Source organism: Corallococcus sp. BB11-1, from assembly GCF_026626625.1.
Taxonomy (GTDB): domain Bacteria; phylum Myxococcota; class Myxococcia; order Myxococcales; family Myxococcaceae; genus Corallococcus; species Corallococcus soli.
This window is the reverse complement of the sequence record NZ_JAPNJY010000014.1, coordinates 1-23,377: the sequence shown is the minus strand read 5'-3', so window position 1 is coordinate 23,377 and position 23,377 is coordinate 1. Positions and strand designations below refer to the sequence as shown.

Genomic DNA, 23,377 nt, shown 5'->3' with positions numbered 1-23,377 from the left:
GGGGACGCCAGTATACCGCCCCTGCGCGCGTGCGCAGGGGCAGGAGTCCTCGATGCCCGCCTGTGCCCCTCGTCTTCACGTTGCCCCCCGCCCGCCACCCCCGCCCGGCCCGGCCCCCGTGCCCCCGGCGCCCAGCCCCAACGACGAGATGGAGGCGCTGCTGCACCTCCTGCGCGAGCTGCCCGATGGCTGCCCGGAGCAGCGCCGCGCGGAAGGGCGCCTCGCCCAGCAGGTGCGGCCGCACCTGGCGCGCGCGGCCGCTGTCGTCGCCCGGGAGTGGAAGGTGTCCGCCGAGGACCTGGAGCAGGAGGGGCTGCTGACCACCTGCAGGGCGTGGCAGGGCTTCACCCCGGGCCGCGTCCCGGGCCGCTGCCTCTACCCGGCCTACGTCCTCCAACTGGGCAAGCAGGCCATGGTGCGCGCGGCCACCGCGGAGCGCAGCGCCGTCCACGTCACCCGCCACGCGCGGCGGAAGCTGGCGCGCGCGAAGAAGGCCGCCCGGGACGAGGGCCTGCCGCTGGACGCCGCGTTGCGCGCGCAGGGCCTGGACGAGGCCTCCGTGCTGACGCTGGGCGACGGCAGCATCCGCACCACCTCCCTGGAGGGGCTGCTGGCCGGGGCCGCCGCGGAGGGCGACGGGCCCGGGGCGAACGCGGAGGCGCGGCTGGGGCTGGTGGACACGACGGCCGCGCGCCTAGCGCATGTGGCCCAGCGCGAGGCGGCCCTGGGCGCGCTGTACCGGCTGCCCCGCTTGCGGCGCGTGGTGGTGCAGGCCCTGGCGGGCTTCGGCCGGGCCGGCGGACAGGAGTCCACGGAGCGGACGGTGGCCCAGGAGCTGCGCCTGCCGGTGGCCCGGGTGCACAAGCTGCACGCGCAGGGACTGAAGAAGCTGCGCGTGGCGCTCGATGCCCTGGGGCACGGGCCGGAGCTGCCCGCGCGCGGCACTGGGTGGTGCGCCGGCAGCGCGCGGCAGCGCCACGGGACGCACGGCCGCGTCTGGCGGGGCAGGGCGCCCAGCTCGGTCTGGCGCTCACTGCGGTGGAGGCGTAGCCGTGCCCGTCATCGTCGCGAAGAGGGCCGGCACATGCACGGCTGCCGGGTACGGTGGGCGCGTGCTGAAGGGCGAGTTCGTGGAGTACTCCGCCGCCACCGGCACGCGGCACCTGGAGTGCGCGGGCGCGGAGCAGGGCAGGCGGCCCAACCTGAAGGCGGGGAAGTGCCGGTGCGGCGCCCAGGTGGCCCCGCGCGAGGGCGCCCTCGTGCTGAAGGAGACGTCGCGCGCGGGCCGCTTCCGGAAGCAGTGGCTGGTGCTGTGCTCGCGGTGCTGTGAGTCCCAGTAAAGAATCCGCCACCCTGTAGAGAATCGCCGGGCCCGTAGAGAACCGGAGGCGCTTTCCAAACGCTCACCGTGGCGGGATGGTCTGACAGCAATGCGCACTTTTCGCCCGAAGATGACATTGATGCCGTGTCAGTCGCCCAGGCCCTTCAGCTCAATCTCCACCTGCTGGCGGTAGAGCGGCACCAATTCCACGGCGAGCAGGTCCTCCCGCAGCTTCCGCGCCCCGGCCCTGTCACCCGCTCGCACGAGGTCCCGAGCCCTTACCTCCGTGATGTTCAGCCGGATGGAGCCCTCGCGGATCCGTCCGTGCGCCTCGCGCAGTAGGACGGTCGCGGCGGCCACGTCCTGGACGGCTGCCTGCGCGTCGGACTCCGGGATGGCCATGCTTGGACTTCAATCCCCTTGGGAGGGAGCAGGGGCCGCACCTGCTGACCGGCCCCGGAGCGACGCGCTCAGGCGATGAGCGCCGGCAACTCGTCGCCCGGATTTGGCAGTAGCCCCAACGTGTCCCCGGCCTTCGGGTTGTAGCCAACGCCCGGGAAGCCGACGAAGACGGGCAGCTCCGCGGTTGGCTCCACGCACGGAGCGCGGCGGCGGGACGTCGTCGTTGGCTGCGGCCGGCACCGACGCCGGAGGCTGGCTGCGCAGCCGGGCGATGGCGGCGGCCGCACGCCGGGCGGGGCGCGGGTGGGGCAGGTCCTCGTCAGCCTCGGGCAGGCCGTCCAAGGCGCTCGCCAGGATGATGGTCGTCAGCTCCTGGATCTCGACGTAGCCGCTGGCGACATTCACCAACCGGCCGGCGAGGAAGCCGTGGCGCACCTCGAAGCCCAAGGACGCGAAGGCGTCCACCGGCTGGGCGACGAACCCGTCGCCGGTGTTGGCGTACAGCGTCGAGGTGCCGCTGCCCGGGCTGTAGAGCAGCGCGTCGGCGAGGCCGTCCTGGTTGGCGTCGGTGAAGGTGACGTGCAGCCCCTGGATGGAGGCAAGCTGCTGTCATTGAAACATTGAAACCATGATGGCCAGCCGAGGATGGCTGACTCAGCAGGTCGGAGGAGGGTGCCAAGCCATTTCAAGCAGGCCGATTTGCTCATCAATGCTGGCGCGTCACACGGCGGAGCAGGGAAGATGGCGGACGAACCTGCCCGACTTGCGAGGTTGGGGTTGAGGTACCGCCCATCTCCGGGAAGCCACGAGGCGGGCACGACAGCCACCGAGGTTCTGGAGCAACCTGGCAGGAACGAGCACCTGCAAGATCAAGACGTTGCCAGAAACGAGAGGAGGGGCTGATGGAAGATTCCCATCAACCCCCCTCTGTTAATCGGAAACGAGGAACGACCAACCACAACATCTGGCGTCAAAACGCCAGACTATCAGCGAGCCTTCGGGCCGCCGCGAACGTGGATCTTGATCTTCATTTTGTGCCTCCTTTCGAGTTGAATCGAGTTGAACGCTACGTGTACTCGCGGATGGATGTCAAATCGAACCAAAGAACAAAATGTGGCGCATTGCGGCGACGCGGACGGATTCCCGCGTCGCAACAATGTGACCGTATTCAGGCAATGGGAGCGTGAGTCACAAAAACAGTGGCCGGGTGTTGACAGGGCGCGACCATCAAGGCGACCTTGGTTCGCGGACCATGGCATATCCCTTCGAGCGGACCCTTCGTTCCCTGAACTACGAGTCGGACACGCGCCTCGTGTTTGTCGCTCTGATGGTGTTGTGCACTGGCGGACTCTTCGCCTGGTCGCTGTTCGCCAAGGTCCCGCTCGTCAAGGCCAGCTCACAGGCCCGCATCGAGCCACACAACGCCGTCCATCGCATCGAGCCGCCCAGCGCGGGCAGGGTCGTGCTCTCGCGGCTCAAACTCGACCAGGAGGTCAAGGAGGGCGACCTTCTCATCGAGTTCGACGCACGGGCCGAGCGCCTCGAGCTCGAGCGGAGCAAGGCGACGCTCGCCGCGACCGAGAAGGAACTCGCCATCATCCGCCAGCAGATCACCAACAAGCATGAAGAGGCGGCTTTGACGGCGAAGGTGGACGAGGTCGCGGTCAAGGAGGCGCTGGGGAGGGAGCAGGAGCTCGCGCCCAGGCACCGGCTCGCGGTGGAGCGCGCGCAGCTGGCCCTCAAGAGCCCGACGGGCTCGGTCTCGGAGATGGAGAAGCTCGAGCGCACGACCGATGTCGACGCGCTCCGCTTCGCGCAGACGGCGCAGGGCCTGGCGCTCATCCGACTGCAGCGCGAGCAGAACGTGCGCCGTCAAGCCCTCGCCGCGCAGCTGCTGGAACTCGAGCGCGAGCAGCTGGGCGCCGAGGGGCGGATCCGGGATCTCCAGGGCACCATCGACCGCCTCGAGTACCAGATCGAGCGGAAGCTGTATCGGGCGCCGGCCACGGGCCACCTGGTCGACGTGGCGGAGCTCGGCGCGGGAGCGTTCATCGCCGACGGGCAGCGGGTCGGCACCATCGTCGCGAGCGATGCCGAGGTCCGGGTGCGCGCCCGTTTCCCGAAGGAGGTCGTCGGATTGATCCAGCCCGGTCAAACGGCGCGCCTCAAGCTCGACGGCTACCCGATGACCATCTACGGGACGGTCCCCGCCAGGGTGACGGCCGTCGGGACCGAGCCCGGCCAGACCGCCACGCCCGAGGCCATCCCCGGTACGGTGCGCGTCGAGCTCAAGTTCGCACCGCCGGACGATCCGCGCATCCAGCTGCGCCACGGCATGACCCTGGTGGTGGAGGTCGAGGTCGCGCGGGCGTCGCCTGTCGCGCTGCTGATGCGGGCGGTCGGCGAATGGAATCCGCAGCCTGAAGAACCGCCCACGACCGTGTTTCGGCCCGAAGCCGAGGCCCGCTGACCATGGCTCCTCCCAGGCGTCGGCGCTCGATCATTCCCGAGGTGATCCAGATCTCGGCGACGGATTGCGGCCCCGCTTCACTCAAGAGCCTGTTCGCGGGGATGGGCGCCGAGCTCAACTATCGCGTCCTTCGCGAAGTGTGTCAGACGGACGTCGATGGCACCTCGATCGTCACCTTGGATGAAGTCGCGAACCAGCTCGGGCTCGACTCCGAGCAGGTGATGCTTCCGCTTGATCATGTGGTGGTCCCCGAAGCCAAGGCGCTTCCCGCCATCATCGTCACGCTCAGCGCGGGAGGACGGCCGCACTTCGTGGTGCTGTGGAAGCGCGTCGGCCCGTTCATCCAGGTCATGGACCCGGCGGCGGGCCGTCACTGGACCCGGATTTCGACGCTGCAGCGCCACCTGTACCAGCACACCACGTCCGTTCCGGCGACCGGCTGGCGCGAATGGGCCGGGTCCGAGGAGGCGGTCGCGACGATCGAGCGCCGCCTGCTGGACCTGGGTGCGACGCAGGCGCGGGCGCTGGTTGCCCGGGCGCTCGAGGACCCCGGGTATCTGTCGATCGCCAGGCTCGACGCCGCATGCCGGGCGTCCGAAGCGATGATCCGCGCGGGCGCCGTCCGGCGAGGCCGGACGGCGGCGGGTCTGCTGCAATCCATGATTGCGAAGGACGATTCCGGCGAAGTGCCCATTCCCGCTGCCTATTGGTCCGTTCGCCCCAACCCGGAGGTGGAGGGCGAGGTGTCGATGACCGGCGCGGTGCTGATGCGGGTTCGCGGTTGGCGCGAGGCTTCGCGCGCAGGCGAAGACGCGCCGAGAGCCGTGCTCGCGAGCGACCTGGCGACGGAGCTCGTCGCCAAGCAGGTGAGCCCCGCGCGAACGCTGCTCCGCCTGCGAGGCGAAGATTCGTGGGTCGTTCCGGGCCTGATCGCGGTGGGTCTGGTGTTCGCCACCTTCGGGCGGATCCTGCAAGCGCTGATGCTCCGTGGCGTGCTCGACCTGGGGCGCGACCTCGGCACGTTCGCGCAGCGCGCGACGGGCATGGCCGTTCTGGCGGGCGTCGCGCTCTGCTTCATGCTCATCCAAATCCCCATTTCATTGGGATTGCTCGGCATCGGCCGCCGGCTCGAGGTGCGGCTGCGGAAGGCGTATTTCGAGAAGCTCCCCGAGATGGAGGACCGCTATTTCCAGAGCCGGCTCGCCTCCGACATGGCGTCTCGCACGCACCACATCCAGGCGATGCGGTCGCTGCCGCTCCTGCTCGCGCAGGCCCTGATCCTGTCGCTCGAGGTCGCGAGCATCACTGCCGCGCTCATCTGGGCCGCACCGCACGCATGGCACATCGTGCTCGCGCTCGCGGCGGTCACGCTGCTCGTGCCCCTGATCGCGCAGAAGCTGCTCTTCGAGCCCGACCTGCGCGTGCAGATGCACTCAGGCGCGCTCAGCGGATTCACCCTGAACGCGCTCGTCGGGCTCACGCCGATCCGGATCCACGGCGCCGAGCGGTCGCTGCGCCGCGCGCAGGAGACCTTGCTCGTCAGCTGGAGCAAGGCGCGCTATTGGCTCCAGACGCTGTCGGTCGGGTTCGAAGGCGGGCTGATGCTGATGAGCTACGGCCTCGTCATGCTGCTCGTCTATTCGTACCTCGAGGGCACCGATCGGGCTTCGCTGGTGTTGTTGGTCGTCTATTGGGCGCTGCGGTTCCCCATCCTCGGCCAGCGGCTGATGATGCTGAGCCGCGCGTTCCCGAATGCGATGAACCGGGTTCGCCGGCTCCTCGACGTCATCGGCGACATCAAGGATCCGCCGGCCCGGCCGGAGGCGCCGGTGCAGGAGCCTGTCGCGCCCGCGGCCGCCGCAGGCGGCGTTTCGATCGTGATGGAGAAGGTCCGCGTGAAGGGCGGCGGTCACACCATCCTCGACAAGGTTTCCTTGAACATCGCTCCCGGCGAGCACGTGGCCGTGGTCGGCGTCTCCGGAGCAGGCAAGTCGACGCTGGTCGGCCTTTTGCTCGGCTGGCTCCGGCCGGCGCGCGGCGAGATCAAGATCGACGGGCAGGTGCTCGATCAGGCCGCTGTCGAGCGGCTGCGGCGCACCACGGCCTGGGTGGATCCGGCGATCAGTCTCTGGAACCAGAGCCTCATCGACAACCTCCGGTATGGCAATGACGGCGCGCACGGCTGGTCACTGTCGGGGGCGCTCAAGGGCGCCGAGATGCTCGACATCCTCGAGGCGCTTCCAGACGGGCTGCAGACGTCGTTGGGCGAAGGCGGAGGGCTGGTCTCGGGCGGCCAAGGCCAGCGCGTGCGCCTGGCGCGCGCGATGCTTCGCTCCGGCGTGCGCCTGGCCATCCTCGACGAGCCTTTTCGCGGTCTCGATCGCGACCGGCGCGCGCGGCTCCTCGCCGAGTCCCGGCGGCTCTGGGCAGACATCACGCTCCTCTGTGTCACCCACGACGTCGAGCACACCCAGGAGTTCGATCGCGTGCTCGTGGTCGAGAACGGTCGGATCCTCGAGAACGGGCCGCCGAAGGAGCTGCTCGCGAACAAGGAGTCGCGGTACGCCGTGCTCCTTCGCGCCGACCAGGAGAATCGCACGCTGCTCTGGGGCGGTGGGCGCTGGCGCCAGTGGTGGCTTTCGGACGGCCAGCTGGTGGAGAGGTCGACGCTGAAGCCGGTGGGGACGCCGGTCGCGGAGCCCGTCGCAGGCGCGTTGGAGCGGGTGGGATGACGCGCTCGCACTCCGACCTGCTGTGGCCGGTCGAGCGACTGCCCGACGCGCTGGAGCAGCTGGCGCAGAGGCAAGGCTATGGCAGGGCCGCGGGCGAGATCGCTCCGCCCGCGGCGGCCGTCGAGCCGAGCCGGGTCTGGATGTTCGCGCTCGGAGATCGACTCGGCGTGGAACTCGAGCCGATCACGCCGCTCTACCACGAGCTGCCTGACGTCCTCGAACGCGCCGCGCCCTGCATCCTCCAGGTCCGGCGAGACGGCGTCCCGTCCTATCTGGTGCTGCTGGGGACGCGGCGCGGGAAGCTGCGCCTGCTCGCGCGCGACGCCACGGTGGTTTCGGTCCAGACGAAGAGCGCGCTCGCGCTCCTGCGCGAAGAGCAGGAAGCCACCGTCGCCGAGGTGGACCAGCTGCTCGGCGGCGTGGAGATGTCGCCCCGTGCGCGCGAGCACGCCCGCTCAAAGATGCTGTTGCAGCGGCTGGGCCAGGCGCAGCTGCGCACCGGCTGGATCATGCGCCCCAGGCGCACCGCGAGCCGGCGGACGCTGCTCGGCGACATCCCGTCGCTCGCCGCCGGCATCCTCGTGAGCCACACGCTCCTCTCGCTGGTGCTGGCGGGCTCGTTCTGGTTGCTCGGCCGCGCCGCGCTCCAGGCCCACCTCGAGACCGGCTGGTTCCTGGGGTGGATCGCCGTGATCGCGTGCGCGATCCCGCTGCGCATGCTCGAGGTGTGGTGGCAGGGCGTGTTCTCGATCCGGCTCGGAACGCTGCTGAAGCAGCAGCTCCTGGCGGGAACCCTCAAGCTGACCCCCGACGAGGTGCGGCTCGACGGCATCGGCCGCCATTTCGGCCGCGTCGCCGAGGCCGAGGTCGTCGAGCAGCTTGCGGTCGGCGGCGCCCTGCTCGCGGTGTTGTCGCTCGTCGACTTGATCCTGGCGGGCGTCATCCTCGTGCTCGGGGCGGGAGGGTGGCCCCAGGCGATGGTGCTCGCCCTGTGGGTCGTGGTCGCGCTCGTTCTCGCGCGCCGCCACTACGGCGTCCAGCGGGCGTGGTCGAGCGCGCGCGTCGAGATCACCCACGACCTGCTCGAGCGCATGCTCGGCCATCGAACGCGGCTGGCGCAGCTTCCACTCGAGCGCTGGCATGATGGTGAAGACGTCCGCTTGAGCTCCTACTCCGAGATCTCGAAGGTCATGGATCGCCGGACCATGCAGCTGACCGCGCTCCTGCGCGACGGCTGGTTGGTGCTCGCCCTGCTGACCTTGCTGCCGGCGTTCAGCAGCGGTACGGCCAATGCCAGCGCGCTGGCGGTGTCCGTGGGCGGCATCTTGCTCGCGCTGCGAGCCTTCGACGAGGTCGCCGTCTACTTCCAGCAGGTCTCCCAGGCGGCGGTGTCGTTCGAGCAGATCCGCGACTTGTTGCTCGCGGTGGGCCGCCCCGAGCTCGAATCGAAAGTCCCTCTCGAAATGGAGGGAGGCAAGCCCACCGACGCCGCCGGCGGAACCCTCATCGAGGCGCGAGGCGTGACCTTCCGGCACGACGCGCGCACCCGGCCGGTGCTCGAGAACTGCTCGTTCCAGATCGCGCAGGGCGACCGCATCCTGCTGGAGGGCCCATCGGGCGGTGGCAAGTCGACGCTGGTGTCGCTGTTGACGGGCCTGAGGGCGCCGCAGGGCGGTGTGATGCTGCTGCACGCGTTGGACCGCGCGACGTTCGGCTCCTCGGGCTGGCGCAAGCGCATCACCGCCGCGCCGCAGTTCCACGAGAACCACGTCCTGTCCGGCAGCTTCGCGTACAATCTCCTGCTCGGGCGCGAGTGGCCGACCTCGCCCGAGCTGCGGACCAAAGCCGCCGCGCTGTGCAAGGAGCTCGGGCTGGACGAGCTGGTCGCCAAGATGCCCGCCGGCCTCGAGGAGATGATCGGCGAGACCGGCTGGCAACTCTCGCACGGCGAGAAGAGCCGGCTCTACATCGCGCGCACGCTGCTGCAGGGGGTCGAGCTGGTCATCCTCGATGAGAGCTTCGCCTCCCTCGATCCCGAGACCATGCGGGTCGCGCAGCGCTGCGTCCTCAACCACGCGAAAGCCCTCGTGGTCGTCAGTCACCCATGAGACTTCGATTTACGCTCGCCCTCCTCGCGACGCTCTGCTCCGGTTGCGAGCTGATCCGTCCCGTCGTCGTCGAACCGCCTCTGGCGCCGAGCAGCTACTCGACCGCCGTCGATCTGCGCACCCAGCCGCCCCAACCGTCCAGCGCACCCGAGGGCGGGGTTCCAAGCCCGCAGCCGTCGGAGGAGGGCGTGCCCGCGCAGCCAGCCGAGCGCGTCACCCAGGACGCAGTCTGGTGGTCGGCGTTCGCCGATCCGGCTCTCGACACGGCCATCCAGGAGTGCTTCGGCGACAACTTGGCCCTGCGCGACGCGCGGGAGCTGATCTATGAGAACCAGCTCGACCCCGCCGTGCCGCAAGGTTGGTGGTACCCGCTCCAGGTCGGCATCCTGAACCCGGCGGGGCTGCGTCATGTCGTTGCCAACCTTCCGCCCGCGCCGCCAACCCGGACCGAGTACAGCGTCGCCACCGCCAGTGTCGGCGTGGCCTACCAGGTCGACCTGTTTGGAGCCCTTGATGCGCAGCGGCGCGCGGGATTGAACTTCGCCGAGCAGCAGCGGCAGCTCACCGAGGGCCGCGTCCAGGACCTCGCGGTGCGGATCACCCAGATCTGGTTCGACATCCTCGAGGCCCGCGCGCTCCGGGACCTCACGCTGCGGCAGATCGACTACAACAAGGAGCTGCTCCAGCTGATTCGAGCGCGGTTCGAGCAGCACCTCACGCCCCGGCTCGTGGTGCTGCAGCAGGAGCAGCTGCTGCTGAACCTCGAATCGCAGGTGCCGCTGATCGCCACCCGGAACGCGCTCTTGAATTCGGAGCTGAAGGCGCTGCTGGGCCGGGTACCAAGCCCCGCCGACGACGTCGTTCCACTCGATCGACGGCTTCCCGACCTCCCGCCCCCACCGAAACTCGGAACGCCGGGCGACCTGAACGTGAACACGCCAGAGATGCGGCTCGCGGAGCTGCGCGTCGCCGAGGTCGAGCACCGCATCAACGCGAACCTGGCGAGCTGGCTTCCGACGATTGAACTGGTGGGCAACGTGGGCGCTTCGAAGTTCGGCTTCTCGGAGGAGCCGGTCCTGGGCGAGTCCGTCGTCGGGGTGGGCCTGACCTGGGCCCTGTTCGATGGAAGGCGGGTCACCGAGTACTTGCGACTGCCGATCCAGCTCCAGCGTCGCCATGTCCAATACCAGCTCGCGCTGCACACCGCGATCGGACGGGTGCAGGATGCCGTGGTCCAGGAGGAGAACGAGGCGACGAGCCTGCGCAGCCTGCGCGCGCAGGTCCAGCTCGGGCGGCAGCTCCTGGATGAGGCGAGGCGGATCTTCGAGCAGGGGCAGTCGGACTATCTGACGGTGCTCAGCGCCCTGACGAATCTGGTCGGGCTTGAGCGCGCAAGTCTGCAAGCGCAACGGCTGCTGCTCAACCATCGCGTCGAGGTCTATCGTTCGCTCGGCGGCACCTGGTCGCGCGACGTCACACTGGAGCGGGAGTGAGAAGCCATGGCACAGCTGCAAGCGGATGAGATGCTCTACATTCCCAACCGAAGGCGGCTCACGCACGACCGGCTCGACGCAGGGAATGGCCAGCAGGTCCTGCACCTCTTCTATGGCGAGGTGGAGCTCATCTTCGACGAGCCGGACATCGCGCCCTTGGGCGAGAAGCTGCTCCAGGTCGAGCAATTTCAAGCCTCCGACGCCATGGCGTGGTCGGACGGCGCGCCCCATTCCTGGGACAAGATCCGGGACCTGCTCGAAGCATTGATCGAACAGCGGGTGTTGAGGCGGGTCTCGGATGCGCCCACGGGCCGCACCACGGTGTCCTACCCTGAGCGGTTGGGCGAGGTGCCAGCCGGGCGCGAGCCGCTCACGTTCAGCGCCCACGACAATCGTTGCCCCGTGTTGACCGAACAGGCGTTCGGGCGGGCGTTCGCGCTCTCGAACCTCGAGGTGGTCGTGCCGGTCTACCGCGTGGCGCATCCGGCGCTCGACGGTGACGGCCGCCAGGTGGGCGAGAACAACGTCGCACCGCGCACCTTGTTCCTCGATCTTCCGACCGTGCGCAAGCAGTGCCAATACGCGGGGAGCCGGTACCAGAACGAGCTCCCGATGAACGTGACCGCGATGAAGGCCATGGCGCGTCAGTGGCCAGACCTGCTCTCGCTGACCGAGCAGTTCCGCAAGGCCTTCCTCGCGCGCATGCCGCCCCGGACCCCGGGCGTGCTCACTGCGGGCGAACTCCACATGATGGTCGTCTGCACGCTCGCGTCGGTCGGGTATGTGCTGGTGCGGGGCACCCATCCGGTGCCGAACGGAGAGCTCGACAATGGGCTCGCGGCCATGTTCCGGCTGATCGACGGAGTTCGCCTGGTCACCAACGACCTGGTGCGCGACGCCCCCGAGCAGCCCGTCACCGCGCAAACGATCATGGACTATGCCGAGCGTCACGCGGTCTTCCATGGTCCGCACGGCGTGTGCGCCGGGCCGCCGGCGCTGATCAACGAATACCTGCAGGTGTTGACCGGCGCGGCCCCGGCACCCATCGAGGCCCAGCCCGACATCGCAGCGCGCCTCGGCGATCTCGACGCCGCGCTCGATTACGGCCTGCTCGGGCAGCGCGTCGAATCGGTGGTCCGCTTCCTCGGCGCGACCCAGGGGCTGCTCCACGAACGGCTCCGGGCGGCGTTCGCCGGACACCCCCCGCGCACCGCGCTGCAAGAGTGCGTGGAGGCGCCCATCGATGTCGCGCATTACCCGTTGCTCCGGGACGATTTCCCGCTCGCCGAGACATACCAGCGCGAGATCAAGCTCAGCCGCTGGTTGTTCGCGCGCATCGGCGAGGCGTTCCCCGGCACGCCACAGGGCACCTCGCTGGACGAGCTGGCGAAGCTGGATCCCGCCGAGCAGGCCACGAGCCAGCGGCGGCTGGCCGAGTTCTTCGCGCATGGGCTGCCGGGAGACAAGGTCGTGGCGGAGCCCCTCTGCGGTGAGCTCGCTGGCGTCGCTGCCAGCGCGTTCGCCCTCGAGCGCCGGTGCCTGCGCGTCGTCGAGCGCGAGCAAGCGATGCTGAATCAGCGGCTCCGGCGCCCGGATCACCCCCTGACCGGCACGGACCTGGCAGTGTTCACGCGGCCGCGCAATGGCCCCCCGTTGGCGGAGACCCTCGCGCGCGGCCTGGGCGTCTCGGTCACCAGCGACTCTGCTTCGACCGTGCTGGGCTACGGTGAGAGCAACCTCACGTTGAAGGACTAGAGGATTCGATGCATCCAGAGCTCGTCCGCCGCTTCCACGAACCGATTCGCGATGAGGCTGCGCGCCGGTATGGCCTGTCGCCCGAGCAGCTCACCGAACTCGCGGCCTTCGAGAACTTCGTCTACGAGGCGGAGAACGACGACGGCGAAGGCATCATCTTGCGCATCTCGCACAGCACGCGGCGAACGATCGACTACACGCTGGGTGAGGTCGAGTTCGTTCGCTATCTGGCCGCCGCGCGCATTCCAATCGCCTCGCCGATCCTCTCCGATTCGGGGCAATTCGTGGAGCGGATCGAAGACCGCGAGCCCGGCAGCTACTTCGTCGCCACCGCGTTCGAGCGCGCGCCGGGCATCGTCTTCGACGACGCGCCTCCGCTCAAGGAGCGCTACTGGAAGCCGCCCCTGTTCCGCGACCTGGGCCGGCTGTTCGCGCGGCTCCACAACCGCGCCGGGACCTACGCGCCTTCGAGCCCCAGGCTCAAGCGCCAGGAATGGCATGAGTACGACGTGGTCGACATCGACCGGTTCGCGCCCCCCGAGGAGAAGCTCGTTCGCGAGCGCACCGCGGCCATCATCGCGCGATTGAACCGGCTACCGCGAACACCGGAGAGCTACGGGCTGATCCACGCCGACCTCCACATGCACAACTTCTGCTTCGCCGAAGGGCAGATCACCGCGTTCGACTTCGACAACTGCGAATACGCGTGGTTCGTCAAGGACATCGCGGTACTCCTCTTCTACATCGCGCGAGGCGAGGCCCGAGAGGCGCGCGACGAAGCGGCCGCTGCGTTCCTGGGGCCGTTCCTCGAAGGGTATCGGGAGCTCCGACGGATGGAGCGCGAGTGGCTCGCGGCCGTGCCGGACCTGCTCGCGCTCCAGCGCTCGATGAATTACGCGCTGTTCCACCAGTATCGCGACCCGGCCGTGCTCGACGAGAGCACGCTCGACAGGTGGGGGCGGTTCCGGCGCGACATCGAAGCGGACACACCCATCCTGCAGATTGATTTCACGAGCTACTAGCGCAGAATTGCGTGCCCCTGCGGCACACGCCTGCCCAGGCCGCGCTCCCATCAGGTGCGTGGCAGGAGCCTGGGCCTGTTGGCTGTCTTGAGCCTCAACACCCCACTGCCTGGGGTTGAGGCGCACAGGGCCGATTTCTTCCGCCTCCAGCTTCGTGGCGCCGCAGCGCCCCGGTGCCGTCGGGTGCGTCTTCACGCAGCAACTCACCTGGCGGTCGGCCGGATTCCAGTGCCGCGCGGAGGGCCGGCCGTCAGTCCAGGTCCTCCAGCGCCAACTCTGCCTGCTCGCGATAGAGTGGCACCACCTCCTCTGCGAGCAGGTCCTCCAGCACCTTCCGCGCGCCAGCGGAGTCGCCCTCCTGCCGGAGACGCCGGACTTCGGACCTCACGACCATCAGCCGCATGGAGCCCTCGCGGATCCGCGCCCGGGCTTCGCGCAGGAGAATGGTCGCGGTGGCCACGTCTTGGACTGCTGCCTGGGCGTCGGTGGCGGGTATCGCCACCTCGCGTGCTGTACGCAACAGCAGCTCCCGTACGTCGGGGGAGAGCACCAATGCCTCGCCTGCCTCGATGCGGGCTGCGAGTTCGCGCACGCCGTCCCAGTTGATGTCATCGGTCATGCTCACGATCCCTTCTTCCGTGGGCGGCATTTGTCTTCCGGCCACTCACCCTGCTGTCCCTCGCAAGATCTGAAGCAGTCGTAGCAGGAGCCCTTCCAGTTCTCCTCCTTGCAGGCGACGTAGGTTTCGAGACACAGCTTCTTCCATTTCGGAAGGTCGGGCCTGGCCAGTTCGGCGGATAGCTTGGCGGCGAAGAGGATTTCCGCCGCCTCCACCTTCGTGGCGCCACAGCGCTCCGGCGCCGTCGGGTGCGTCTTCACGCAGCAACTCACCGTGGAGTCTTTCGAGGTGCACGGCGCCTGTGCCAGGGACACCGCCGCGTTGCTGGCCCGGGCGCGAGCCGTACCCCCAAGCCCCGTCGTCGCCAGGGCGAGCCCGAGGACCACTCGCGTGCTCCATGAACGGATGTTCCATTGGGTCATGGATGGCGGTCTATCTGGCTTCCGAGTGGTAGAGCCTCATCAAGCTCCATGTCCGCTCTGGCCCGCTACGGCGTGGGCAGACCGGCTTCCAGCGCCGCGCGGATGGTGGCGTCGGTGAAGGTCGTGCCCCAGACGGCATTGACCTGCGCCGCGACGAAGGCGGCGCCCGGCTGCACGCTGCCCACGGTGGCCTCGAACATCTGCACGCGCGCATCCGTGAGCTCCAGGAGCCGGGGCGCCACGTCGCGCACGTCGCGGTCCTGCTGCTGGAGCGCGCGCACACCCTGGAGCCACGCGCGCACTCCGCCGTCCGCATGGGGGATGAGCAGCGTCTGCTCCGCCGCGCCCAGCTTCAGGAGGAGGTGCCCCACGCCCAGCGTGATGGCGACGCTGCCGTTGGCGGCGAGCGTGGGCCCGTGGTCCGGGGCCAGCGTGTTCCAGTTCACGGCACCGGTGTTCTGGAAGTACAGCGGCGTGAAGCGCTGGGGCGCAAGGGACGCCAGGGCGCGCGTGTGCTCGAAGGGGATGAGGGTGTCCCAGTCGTCGTGGAGGATGAGGAACGGCGTCTGGACCTGGTCGACGAGGTGGGCCGCATCCCAGCGCGAGTAGTCCGTGCCCGACGTCGTCACCGGGTCGCCGCCGGTGGTGGCGAAGATGCGGCGGAAGTAGGGCTCGAAGAACTGCTGGTAGCGCGTGCGCATCGCCGGGTCGCTCACGCGCGAGGGGACGACGCGGTTCACGTAGTCCACCTCCTGGGCGAAGTCGGACAGGGGAGACAGGGCGACGCCCACGCGCGGCGTCACGGTGGCCGGTGCATCCGCCGCGGCGTAGAGCGCCTCGTAGCCGCCCCAGGATCCGCCGAAGACGCCGATGCGGGTCGTGTCCACGTTGGAGGCCTGGGCGAGGAAGCGCATGCCCGCGTTCATGTCGTCGCGGTCGTTCTGGAGGTCGCCACCCGCGTAGAACCGGCCGAAGACGGCGAGCACGCCGAAGTCATGGAACAGGTAGACGAACGCCTCGCCGGCGATGATCTCCGGTGTCGTTGGCGTGAAGGCGATGGGTGACGAGCCCGGCCCGTGGTGGGGCTCGCTGTCGTCCGGGTGCAGGCCATTGCCGCGCGAGGCCCACTTCGCGTCCACGGCCTCACCGGTCCAGGAGATGCCGTCATACGGCTTGGTGAGCATCACCGTGGGGGACACGCCCGGCTTCCGGGGCGGGAACCACTGGGCGTAGGTGGCGGCCCGGCCGGGCACCTCCAGCCTCAGGAGCTGGTAGGGCCAGGTCTGGCCCGCGGCGTTCAGCTCGCCCCCGCCAATCCGCGTGACCTGGACGCCTCCCGGGTCGGTGGGGGTTTGACCCGGGCCCTGGCAGGAGTTGGAGGCCGAATCCGTGGTGCTGCAGCAGGCCGTGGGGAGGGTGCCGAGCAGGGCGAGGGAGAGCAGGGTGGACGAGAAGAGGCGCATGAACCCAGCAGACACCGCGACGCGGATTTTCTGAAAGGCATCGCGCCCTTTCCGGACGAGGATGGGGGCGCATGGACTACCAGGCGGTGTTGCACGACGTGTGGGATGCGGTGCGGCCGGTGCTGGGGCAGGGCCGCGTGGCGACCTACATCCCGGCGTTGGCGGCGGTGGATCCGCGCCGCTTCGGCATGGCGCTCGCGACGGTGGAGGGCGACGTGTACGGCGTGGGTGACTGGCGCGAGCCGTTCTCCATCCAGAGCATCTCCAAGGTGTTCACGCTGGCCATGGCCCTGTCACGGGACGGGGACGCGTTGTGGCGCCGGGTGGGCAAGGAGCCCTCCGGCAATCCATTCAACTCCCTGGTGCAGTTGGAGTACGAGCACGGCATCCCGCGCAACCCGTTCATCAACGCGGGCGCGCTGGTCATCACCGACCGCCTGCAGCAGCTCACCGGGGACGCGCGCGGCGCGCTGCGCGACTTCCTTCGCGCGGAGAGCGGCAACCCGTCGGTGGACTTCGATCCGGTGATCGCCGCGTCGGAGGCGGAGCACGGCCACCGCAACCGCGCGCTGGCCCACTTCATGGCGAGCTACGGCAACATGCAGAGCCCCGTCGCGGAGGTGCTGGAGCACTACTTCTGGCAATGCTCGCTGGCGATGAGCTGCGCGGACCTGGCCCGGGCGTGCGGGTTCCTCGCGCGCCACGGGGAGCGCGAGGACGGAGCGCGGCTGCTCACGCGCAGCCAGGCCAAGCAGGTCAACGCGGTGATGCTCACCTGCGGCACCTACGACGCGGCGGGGGAGTTCGCCTACCGCGTGGGCCTGCCCGGCAAGAGCGGCGTGGGCGGGGGCATCATCGCCGTCATCCCCAACCGCTGCGGCCTGTGCGTGTGGAGCCCCGGGCTGGATGCCCAGGGCAACTCGGTGGCGGGCATGGAGGCGTTGGATCGGTTCACGACGCTGACGGGCCTGTCCATCTTCTGAAGGAGCGAGGGACGCGGTGGGGGAACAAATCCATGGAAATGCCCGGAGGGAATGCTCGGGCGCGGTCTAGGTTGCGCGGCCGTGACTCCTTCCGTGCCCGTTCCCCGTCCGCGTCCCGCGCTCCTCACGCTCGCCTACCTGGCATTCATCAGCCTGGGGTTGCCGGACGCGGTGCTCGGCGTCGCGTGGCCTTCCTTGCGCAGCACCTTCGGCCTGTCGCAGGCGGGGATGGGAGCCATCCTCTCCGCGGCGGCGATCGCGTACTTCACCTCCGGGCTGCTCGCGGGACGGTTGATGCGCCTGCTCAAGCTGGGCCTGCTGCTGGCCCTGAGCACGGGGCTGGTGGCCCTGGGGCTCGCGGGGTACGCGACCCTGTCGGTGTTCGCGTTGTTCCTGCTCGCGGCGTGCGCCATCGGGTTCGGTTCAGGTGCCATCGACTCCGCGCTCAACAACTACGCGGCGCAGAACTTCGGGCCCCGGCACATGAACTGGCTGCATGCCGCCTACAGCGTGGGCGCGGCGCTGGGGCCGGTGCTGATGACGGCGCTGCTCACGCGGGGCGCCGGGTGGCGTTCGGGGTACGCCGTCATCGGCGTGGTGCTGGGCCTGCTCGCGCTGACGTTCCTGGTGATGCGCCGGCAGTGGGATGGCCCGGCGCGGACCGGCGACGAGGCCAGCGCGGGGGTGCCCACCGCCAGCGCGGCCGAAGCGCTGCGGCGCCCCCGGGTGTGGCTGCAGATCGCCACGTTCTTCTTCTACACGGGCGTGGAGGTGACGGCCGGGCAGTGGAGCTTCACGGTGCTCACGGAGGGCCGGGGCCTGCCCACGGCGGAGGCCGGTACGTGGGTGAGCCTCTACTGGGGCAGCCTGCTCGTGGGGCGCGTCCTTTCGGGCTTCATCGTCGACCATCTGGGGTCGGTGCGGATGCTGCGCGGGAGCACGGCGCTGGCGGTGGTGGGCGCGCTGCTGTTCGCGATCCCCAGCGTGCCGCCCGTCCTGGGCCTGATGCTGCTGGGGTTCGCGCTGGCCCCCATCTTCCCGGGCCTCATGTCGGAGACGCCCCGCCGGGTGGGCACTGACGTCTCCGCGCACGCGGTGGGCTTCCAGGTGAGCGCGGCCACCGCGGGCGTGGCCGCGCTGCCGAGCCTCGCGGGCGTCATCGCGGAGAAGTGGGGGCTGGCGTACGTCGCGCCCCACATCCTCGCGTGCGCCGTGATGCTGACCGTGCTGCACGGCATCCTGTCCGCGTCCGCGGACAGGCCCGTGGCACGCTGAGGCTCAGCGTCCTGCCTTCAGCTCCGCGCTGCCCAGCGTGTGCAGCCCCTGGTCCTTCCACTGGGCCAGGCGCAGGGTCGCTCCCGAAGCGTTGGGCGCGACCTCCACGCAGGTGAAGCGGTGCTCCAGCCGGGCCAGCTTCTGGCGCGAGGGCTCCAGCGCGGGGTTGCTCTGGAGCTCCTGGAGGTACGCGCTCCAGTCCTCGTCGGGCGCGTCCGGAGCCGGGAGTCGCAGCAGGGAGATCCAGGTGCCGGTGTTCGCGAACACGCGCCCGTCGCCCTCGTGCCACCGCGCCGCGTGGGTGTGGCCCATCACCACGGCCTGCGGGCCGAACTTCTTGCCCAGCCGCTCGCTCTCCGCGAGCTCGTCCCTGGCCGGTTCGAGCGCGAAGTAGTCCGTGCCCGTCCTGCCCGCGACCGTCCGGTGCAGGCGGGCGTAGAGCGCGAAGCCCGCCTTGCACAGCTTCAAGCGGGCACGGCCCAGGGCTCCCGGGCTGTCGAAGGCGTTGAGCTGCTGCGGATCCAGGGCGGACAGCAGCGCGTCCACCTCGTCGTCCTCCAGGTTCACGTCCGCGATCGCCTGCGCCAGGTGCGACTCCGCCTCCGACGCCTCGGGTGCTTCGCCCGTGGGCGGGAAGGCGAAGGCCGGAGCGACGCCCTTGTTCTGGATCAGCCGGCGCAGGAGGGTGAGGGTGCCGGACGTCAGCAGGACCTTGAGCGCGTCCGGCTTCACGCCGAGCGCGACCATCACCGCCCCCTGGAAGTCCGGCTTCAGCAGGTCCATGTACCGCATGCGGTGCTGGTGCTTGAGCGGGTTGAGCAGGCTCTTCACCAGCACGGAGCCCGGCGGGTAGCGGAAGAGGCTGTCGCGCTTCGGGGACAGGAGCGAGTCGTAGTCGATGCGGTTCGCCACGTCGGTGTGCTCACCGTGGGTGACGAGCACGCGGGCGCCACCCACGTCCAGTTGGAGGGGCGCGGTGCCATCCCGGAACTCCAGCCTCGAGGCCACGTGGGGGGGCTGGGCGAGCGCGGCGCGCACCACGGCCTGGACCTCCGGCAGGGCGAGCTCCAGGTCGTGGTTGCCCACCACCATCGTGGCCCGGCCGCCCCCGGCCAGCACCCGGCCCAGGGCCTGGAGTGACGGCGCCGTCTGCGCGGAGTTCACGAGCGCCCGGGCCTGTTCGACGGTGCGCTGGAGGTCCACCGCGAGCGGGTCGTCGTTGAGCAGGAAGTCGAAGCTGTCCCCGTTGAGCACCACGTGGGTGGGCATGTCGGCGAACGTGTCCAGCAGGGCGGGCAACTCCGCGGCGCCCGCGAAGATGTCGTAGGGCCCGCCGTTGCCCAGGTGGAGGTCGCTGAGAATGAGCGTTCGCATGGGGTCATGCTCCTTTCAGGGAATCACTTGCAGGTCGGTGTGGCGGACGCGCACGGCCGGATCGCCGAGCATCACGTAGTTGCGCGCGTCGTTGCGTTCAATCCACCGGTGGATGAGCTCGCGGGGCGTCATCTTCCCGTTGGGCGTGTTGGCATCCAGGTGGGTCAGCAGGAGGTTGTTGAGATTGGAGTAGCGGTCGCGGAAGTCGCGCAGCGCATAGCCTACGGGTTGGCCGGACATGATCAACGCGAGCGAGTTGTTGAAGGGCTGGACGTTGGACTGCACCAGGTTCAAGGGCTTGATGGAGAAGCCCCAGGCCCGCTCCACATGGCCGATGACCGCCAGCGCGCCCCCGCCAGGGTGGGACAGCAGCCTCCGGGGCAGGGCCGCGACGAAGGCGGCCTGGGCGAGCGCTTCGCCCCGGCGGGTGGGGTCGAGCGGGAACTCGTCATGGGAGGGCGTGCCGATGCCGAAGCAGGCGAAGAAGAAGGCCACCAGCCCGTGGAGCCGGGCGTCGTCCTGGATGTCCGCCGCCGACACGTAGTGCGCGGGAGACATCGCGCCGAAGCCGCTCCAGTCCTGGCTCAGCAGCGCCCCCTGGTCCGTCAACTGGCGCGGATCCTTCGCGGGAAAACCGAGGCCGTGAGAGGCGGTGAAGAGCACGGCCGGACGCGACTCCCGGCCGTGGAGCGCGCCGAGCAGCCACTCCTTGGTCGCGTCGTCTTCGATGGCGGCGGTGTTGGTGTAGCGCAGCTTCGCGGCGATCGTCTTCGTGTAGTGGGGTTTCTCGTTGGCGGGGGCGCCCCGGGCGAGCGTCGTGACCAACTCGTCCGCGCTGAGGTGCGTGGACCGGTCGCCCAGGTGCTTCGGGGCCCACCAGCTCACCTGTCGGTGGTTGGGGACCGTGGCCGCCGTCTCGTAGGAGACGACGCTCTCCGCGTAGCGCATGTACTCCGCGGGGGTTTCGAAGGAGAGGCGACCGACGTAGTAGGAGAGGGACAGCGCGTGCTGCACGTCGTACGGGATGTCGTCCGGTCCGCCCACGAGGAGCAGGTAGGCCGGCACGCGCGTGGGCTCCACGTCGCCGACGCCGACCGCGTAGCGCGCCAGGAACTGATGGGATGTCTCCCCGGGCTGGTAGGTGAGGACGTGCATCCGGTCCGCTTCCACGAGGCCGCGACGGTGGGCGATGAGCGGCTCCAGGCTCTTGCGGAGCTCCTCTGACGCCTGCGCGTGGAACACCACGCCCCAGCCGGCCTGGACGGGGTTCGTGGGGTCCACGTCGAAGGGCAGGAAGGTCTTGGCGCCCATGGGCACGACCTGGAGCCACTGCTTCCACGCGTCGAAGTAGGGGGCATCCCCTTTGGGGTCGGCCACCTCCGCGGCCGCCGGGAGCTCGACGGGCGGCACCAGGTACTGACCGGTGACGCCGTCGATGCCGTTGAGGACCAGCGGTTCTTCGGGATTGGACATGGCTCCCAGTCTAGGCGGTCCCGCCCACCAGGGAACGCGGATGCCCCCGCCATGTCGGGCTCAAGGCGCTTGACCGCGGGGCCTGGTTGCCCGCCGACCTCGACCTCCGACTCCAGGGCCATCTGTCGAGCACCCACCATCCTGCCTGCCCCACGGGGCACCGGCGCGCGTCAGCGTCGTGGCAAACCCCTACGGCCTTCCCGCACGTGGTTCGCGTCTGGCTGGAGTTGTGGCGTGAGGATGCGTGCCTTTGATTTCGTCAGGGCTTTGGCCCGCTGCGTCTGGCATTGGAGGGAATGTCTGTGTTCAGCTTCGTTCCGCGTCCGGAGCGATGGCACCCCTCGCCCTCGTGGCTGGCCGCTTGGGAGAACACCCATGACGAAGAATCCCGAAGTCCTGGATGTGGTGAAGGGCTGGCTGTCCGGCGCCGAGTCGTCCCACGGGATGGAGAACCCGGCGGGCCCGCTGTTCGTGGGAGGTGCGCGCACGGAGCAGGCGCTCACCGAGTCCCAGCTGGTGGCGGACACGGGCTGCAGCAGCTGCACCGCGTCCCTCCACGTCCACTGTTGCTGACGCCCCGCTGACGTCCCCTCCGGCCCGGATCGCCCGTTCCGGCGCCGGAGGTCCTTCCCGTGTGTCCTCTCCAGTTCCCACCCCCAGGGAGCCCCACCGCATGGTCCACGAGGAAGCAACGGTCGCCTCCGACATCCCACCCACCGGCTGGCTGGCGCGCCCGGTGAACGTCCTGCTCGCGCCCCACCTGGATGCGCTGACGGAGCGTCTGTCCCGGATGGAGGACCTTGCGTCCTCCGAGCGCGAAGCGGTGGACTCCGCCGCCCGGGAGGCGCTGGGCTTCAGCGCCCAGCTCAAGCTCAACCGCGTGCTGCTGTTGGAATTGCACGCGGCGGGGCTGGAGGGGCGGCTGGACGCCCCGGACTCACCAGGACGGTGGGCGCAGTTCCTCGACCACGCCTGCACCCCTGGCTTCCATGCGCACCTGCGCGAGCGCTACCCGACGCTCCTCACCCGGCTGTCCACCGTGGGCCGGCTCCAGACGCAGGCGGTGCAGCGGCTGGTGGACCGGTTCGTCGTGGACCGGGACGCGCTCGGCACCCTTCCGGGCAGGCCTCGCGGCGCGCTCACCCGCCTGCGGCTGGGCCAGGGGGATGCCCACCGGGGGGGCCAGACGGTGGCCCTGCTGGAGCTGGAAGACGGGACGGTGCTCTACAAGCCCCGCTGCATGCGCGTGGACCGCGCGCTGGAGGAGCTCCTGGGGCGGCTGCTCGCGCCGGATCCCAGCGCCACGCGGATCCGTGTCCCCGCCGTGCTGGTGCGCGCGGGTTACGGCTGGGCGGAGTTCGTGGAGCACCGCGCCTGCGAGGGCGACGCCGAACTCGCGCGCTTCTACCGCAACCTGGGGCACTGGTTGGCGGTGATGCGCCTGCTGGGCGGCACCGACCTGCACTCGGAGAACCTCATCGCGCGGGGGCCCGTGCCCGTGGTGGTGGACGTGGAGAGCCTCTTCACCCCGGATCCCCCCGTGCCGCCGGCCGGCCGCGGGCTGGCGGTGGACATCGCCGCGAAGGCCATCCGGGGCACCGTGCTGCGCACCGGCCTGCTCCCCGTGCGCAGCGGCGGGCCGGGCCTGGGTGGGCTGGACATCTCCGCGGCGGGATCGCTCCCCGGTCAGCAACCGCGCATCCCCGGTCCCACCATCGTCGGCGGAGGCACCGACGGGGCCCACCTGGGCATGGTGCTCCTGGAGCGCCCTCCGGCGAAGAACCACCCCAGTCGGGAGCCGGTGCTCGGCCGCTACTGGGATCAGGTCATCGAGGGCTTTGGCGAGCTCACCTCCCGCATGAAGTCCCTGGATGCGCACGGCGACCTGCGCCCGCTGCTGGAGCCGTTCATGGGCGCGGTGGTCCGGCGCATCCTGCGGCCCACGCAGACGTACGCGGAGCTGATGCGCATGCTCTGGCACCCGGCCTCGCTGCATGACGCCCCCAGGGCGCAGGCGCACGCGAGGGACGTGATGCGCCGCAACGCGGAGGTGTCTCCCGGCGCGCCCGCCACGCTGCCGCTCATCGACGAGGAGATCGCCGACCTGTGCTCCGGCGACATCCCCGTGTTCACCGTGCCCGTGTCCCGGGTGCTGCTCGAATCGACGCTGTCCGTCTGGCGCTCGGTGGACGTGGCGCTGGAGGAGGCGACCATCCGGAGCACGCTGGTGAGCGCCTACCTCAACGAGAAGTCGCTGCCCCCGCGTGTCACGGCCCCCGCGGCGCCGCCTCGGCGGGAGCGGCTGGACTCGCGGCGACGGGCGCAGCTGTCCGCCCTGGTCCGCCGCGTGCTCGACGCGGCCGTGCGCGGGCCGGACGGCACGGTGACGTGGATCAGCCCGGTGCTCGCGGAGTTCGGCTGGGCGGTGCGGCCGCTCTCCGCGGAGCTCTACAGCGGGCAGGGCG

At 69.9% G+C, this 23,377-nt stretch carries 18 protein-coding genes; 12 read left to right on the top strand and 6 right to left on the bottom strand.

The annotated features are described in order from the left end of the window. The first annotated feature begins 118 nt into the window (after nucleotides 1-118). Nucleotides 119-1,330, top strand: a complete 1,212-nt coding sequence (locus OV207_RS12850) for a hypothetical protein (protein WP_267555373.1) — start codon at nucleotides 119-121, stop codon at nucleotides 1,328-1,330. 138 nt (nucleotides 1,331-1,468) lie between these two features. Here OV207_RS12850 and OV207_RS12845 read toward each other — a convergent pair whose 3' ends face one another. Then, complete coding sequence (locus OV207_RS12845; RefSeq protein ID WP_267555372.1) at nucleotides 1,469-1,723, bottom strand: DUSAM domain-containing protein; 255 nt, start codon at nucleotides 1,721-1,723, stop codon at nucleotides 1,469-1,471. Between the two features lie 303 nt (nucleotides 1,724-2,026). On the opposite strand from OV207_RS12845, the gene OV207_RS12840 reads away from it, so the two are divergent. From OV207_RS12840 to OV207_RS12810, 7 genes are all read left to right on the top strand, one after another. After that, entirely contained in the window at nucleotides 2,027-2,347 is a 321-nt protein-coding gene (locus OV207_RS12840) for a hypothetical protein (RefSeq protein WP_267555370.1), read from the top strand. Nucleotides 2,348-2,975: 628 nt separating this feature from the next. Further along, nucleotides 2,976-4,193, top strand: a complete 1,218-nt coding sequence (locus OV207_RS12835) for an HlyD family secretion protein (RefSeq protein WP_193348786.1) — start codon at nucleotides 2,976-2,978, stop codon at nucleotides 4,191-4,193. A gap of 2 nt (nucleotides 4,194-4,195) precedes the next feature. Beyond that, on the top strand, nucleotides 4,196-6,925 hold the full coding sequence (locus OV207_RS12830) for an ATP-binding cassette domain-containing protein (RefSeq protein WP_267555369.1): 2,730 nt from the start codon (nucleotides 4,196-4,198) through the stop codon (nucleotides 6,923-6,925). Next, a complete protein-coding gene (locus OV207_RS12825; RefSeq protein WP_267555368.1) occupies nucleotides 6,922-9,033 on the top strand; it encodes an ABC transporter ATP-binding protein in 2,112 nt (703 codons plus the stop codon). Before OV207_RS12830 ends, OV207_RS12825 begins: the two co-directional genes overlap by 4 nt. Further along, complete coding sequence (locus OV207_RS12820) at nucleotides 9,030-10,526, top strand: TolC family protein (protein WP_267555367.1); 1,497 nt, start codon at nucleotides 9,030-9,032, stop codon at nucleotides 10,524-10,526. The genes OV207_RS12825 and OV207_RS12820 overlap by 4 nt, the downstream gene beginning before the upstream one ends. A gap of 6 nt (nucleotides 10,527-10,532) precedes the next feature. Next, a complete protein-coding gene (locus tag OV207_RS12815; RefSeq protein ID WP_267555366.1) occupies nucleotides 10,533-12,281 on the top strand; it encodes a hypothetical protein in 1,749 nt (582 codons plus the stop codon). A gap of 8 nt (nucleotides 12,282-12,289) precedes the next feature. Further along, nucleotides 12,290-13,303, top strand: coding sequence for a phosphotransferase enzyme family protein (locus OV207_RS12810; protein WP_267555365.1), 1,014 nt, complete (start codon nucleotides 12,290-12,292; stop codon nucleotides 13,301-13,303). Between the two features lie 250 nt (nucleotides 13,304-13,553). Here OV207_RS12810 and OV207_RS12805 read toward each other — a convergent pair whose 3' ends face one another. The 3 genes from OV207_RS12805 to OV207_RS12795 all read right to left on the bottom strand — a co-directional run bounded on the left by OV207_RS12805 (nucleotide 13,554) and on the right by OV207_RS12795 (nucleotide 15,807). After that, on the bottom strand, nucleotides 13,554-13,922 hold the full coding sequence (locus OV207_RS12805; protein WP_267555363.1) for a DUSAM domain-containing protein: 369 nt from the start codon (nucleotides 13,920-13,922) through the stop codon (nucleotides 13,554-13,556). A gap of 2 nt (nucleotides 13,923-13,924) precedes the next feature. After that, nucleotides 13,925-14,182 carry a hypothetical protein gene (locus OV207_RS12800; RefSeq protein WP_267555361.1) on the bottom strand — a complete coding sequence of 86 codons (258 nt, stop codon included), beginning with the start codon at nucleotides 14,180-14,182 and terminating at the stop codon, nucleotides 13,925-13,927. Between the two features lie 227 nt (nucleotides 14,183-14,409). Continuing rightward, a complete protein-coding gene (locus OV207_RS12795; RefSeq protein WP_267555360.1) occupies nucleotides 14,410-15,807 on the bottom strand; it encodes an alpha/beta hydrolase family protein in 1,398 nt (465 codons plus the stop codon). A gap of 71 nt (nucleotides 15,808-15,878) precedes the next feature. Between OV207_RS12795 and OV207_RS12790 the strand changes: the two genes are divergently transcribed. Together OV207_RS12790 and OV207_RS12785 are read left to right on the top strand one after the other, a co-directional pair. After that, entirely contained in the window at nucleotides 15,879-16,790 is a 912-nt protein-coding gene (locus tag OV207_RS12790) for a glutaminase (RefSeq protein ID WP_267555359.1), read from the top strand. An 81-nt stretch (nucleotides 16,791-16,871) separates the two neighbouring features. Next, nucleotides 16,872-18,065 carry an MFS transporter gene (locus OV207_RS12785; RefSeq protein WP_267555356.1) on the top strand — a complete coding sequence of 398 codons (1,194 nt, stop codon included), beginning with the start codon at nucleotides 16,872-16,874 and terminating at the stop codon, nucleotides 18,063-18,065. A 3-nt stretch (nucleotides 18,066-18,068) separates the two neighbouring features. Here the strand turns inward: OV207_RS12785 and OV207_RS12780 are convergent, their stop codons facing one another. Together OV207_RS12780 and OV207_RS12775 are read right to left on the bottom strand one after the other, a co-directional pair. After that, nucleotides 18,069-19,439, bottom strand: coding sequence for a metallophosphoesterase (locus tag OV207_RS12780; protein WP_267555355.1), 1,371 nt, complete (start codon nucleotides 19,437-19,439; stop codon nucleotides 18,069-18,071). A 15-nt stretch (nucleotides 19,440-19,454) separates the two neighbouring features. Continuing rightward, complete coding sequence (locus OV207_RS12775; RefSeq protein ID WP_267555353.1) at nucleotides 19,455-20,912, bottom strand: C25 family cysteine peptidase; 1,458 nt, start codon at nucleotides 20,910-20,912, stop codon at nucleotides 19,455-19,457. A 375-nt stretch (nucleotides 20,913-21,287) separates the two neighbouring features. Here OV207_RS12775 and OV207_RS12770 point away from each other — a divergent pair, with 375 nt between their 5' ends. Together OV207_RS12770 and OV207_RS12765 are read left to right on the top strand one after the other, a co-directional pair. Continuing rightward, nucleotides 21,288-21,485 carry a DUF6229 family protein gene (locus OV207_RS12770; protein ID WP_193348798.1) on the top strand — a complete coding sequence of 66 codons (198 nt, stop codon included), beginning with the start codon at nucleotides 21,288-21,290 and terminating at the stop codon, nucleotides 21,483-21,485. 100 nt (nucleotides 21,486-21,585) lie between these two features. Beyond that, on the top strand, nucleotides 21,586-23,377 hold a 1,792-nt coding region (locus OV207_RS12765), incomplete at its 3' end, for a type 2 lanthipeptide synthetase LanM family protein (protein WP_267555352.1).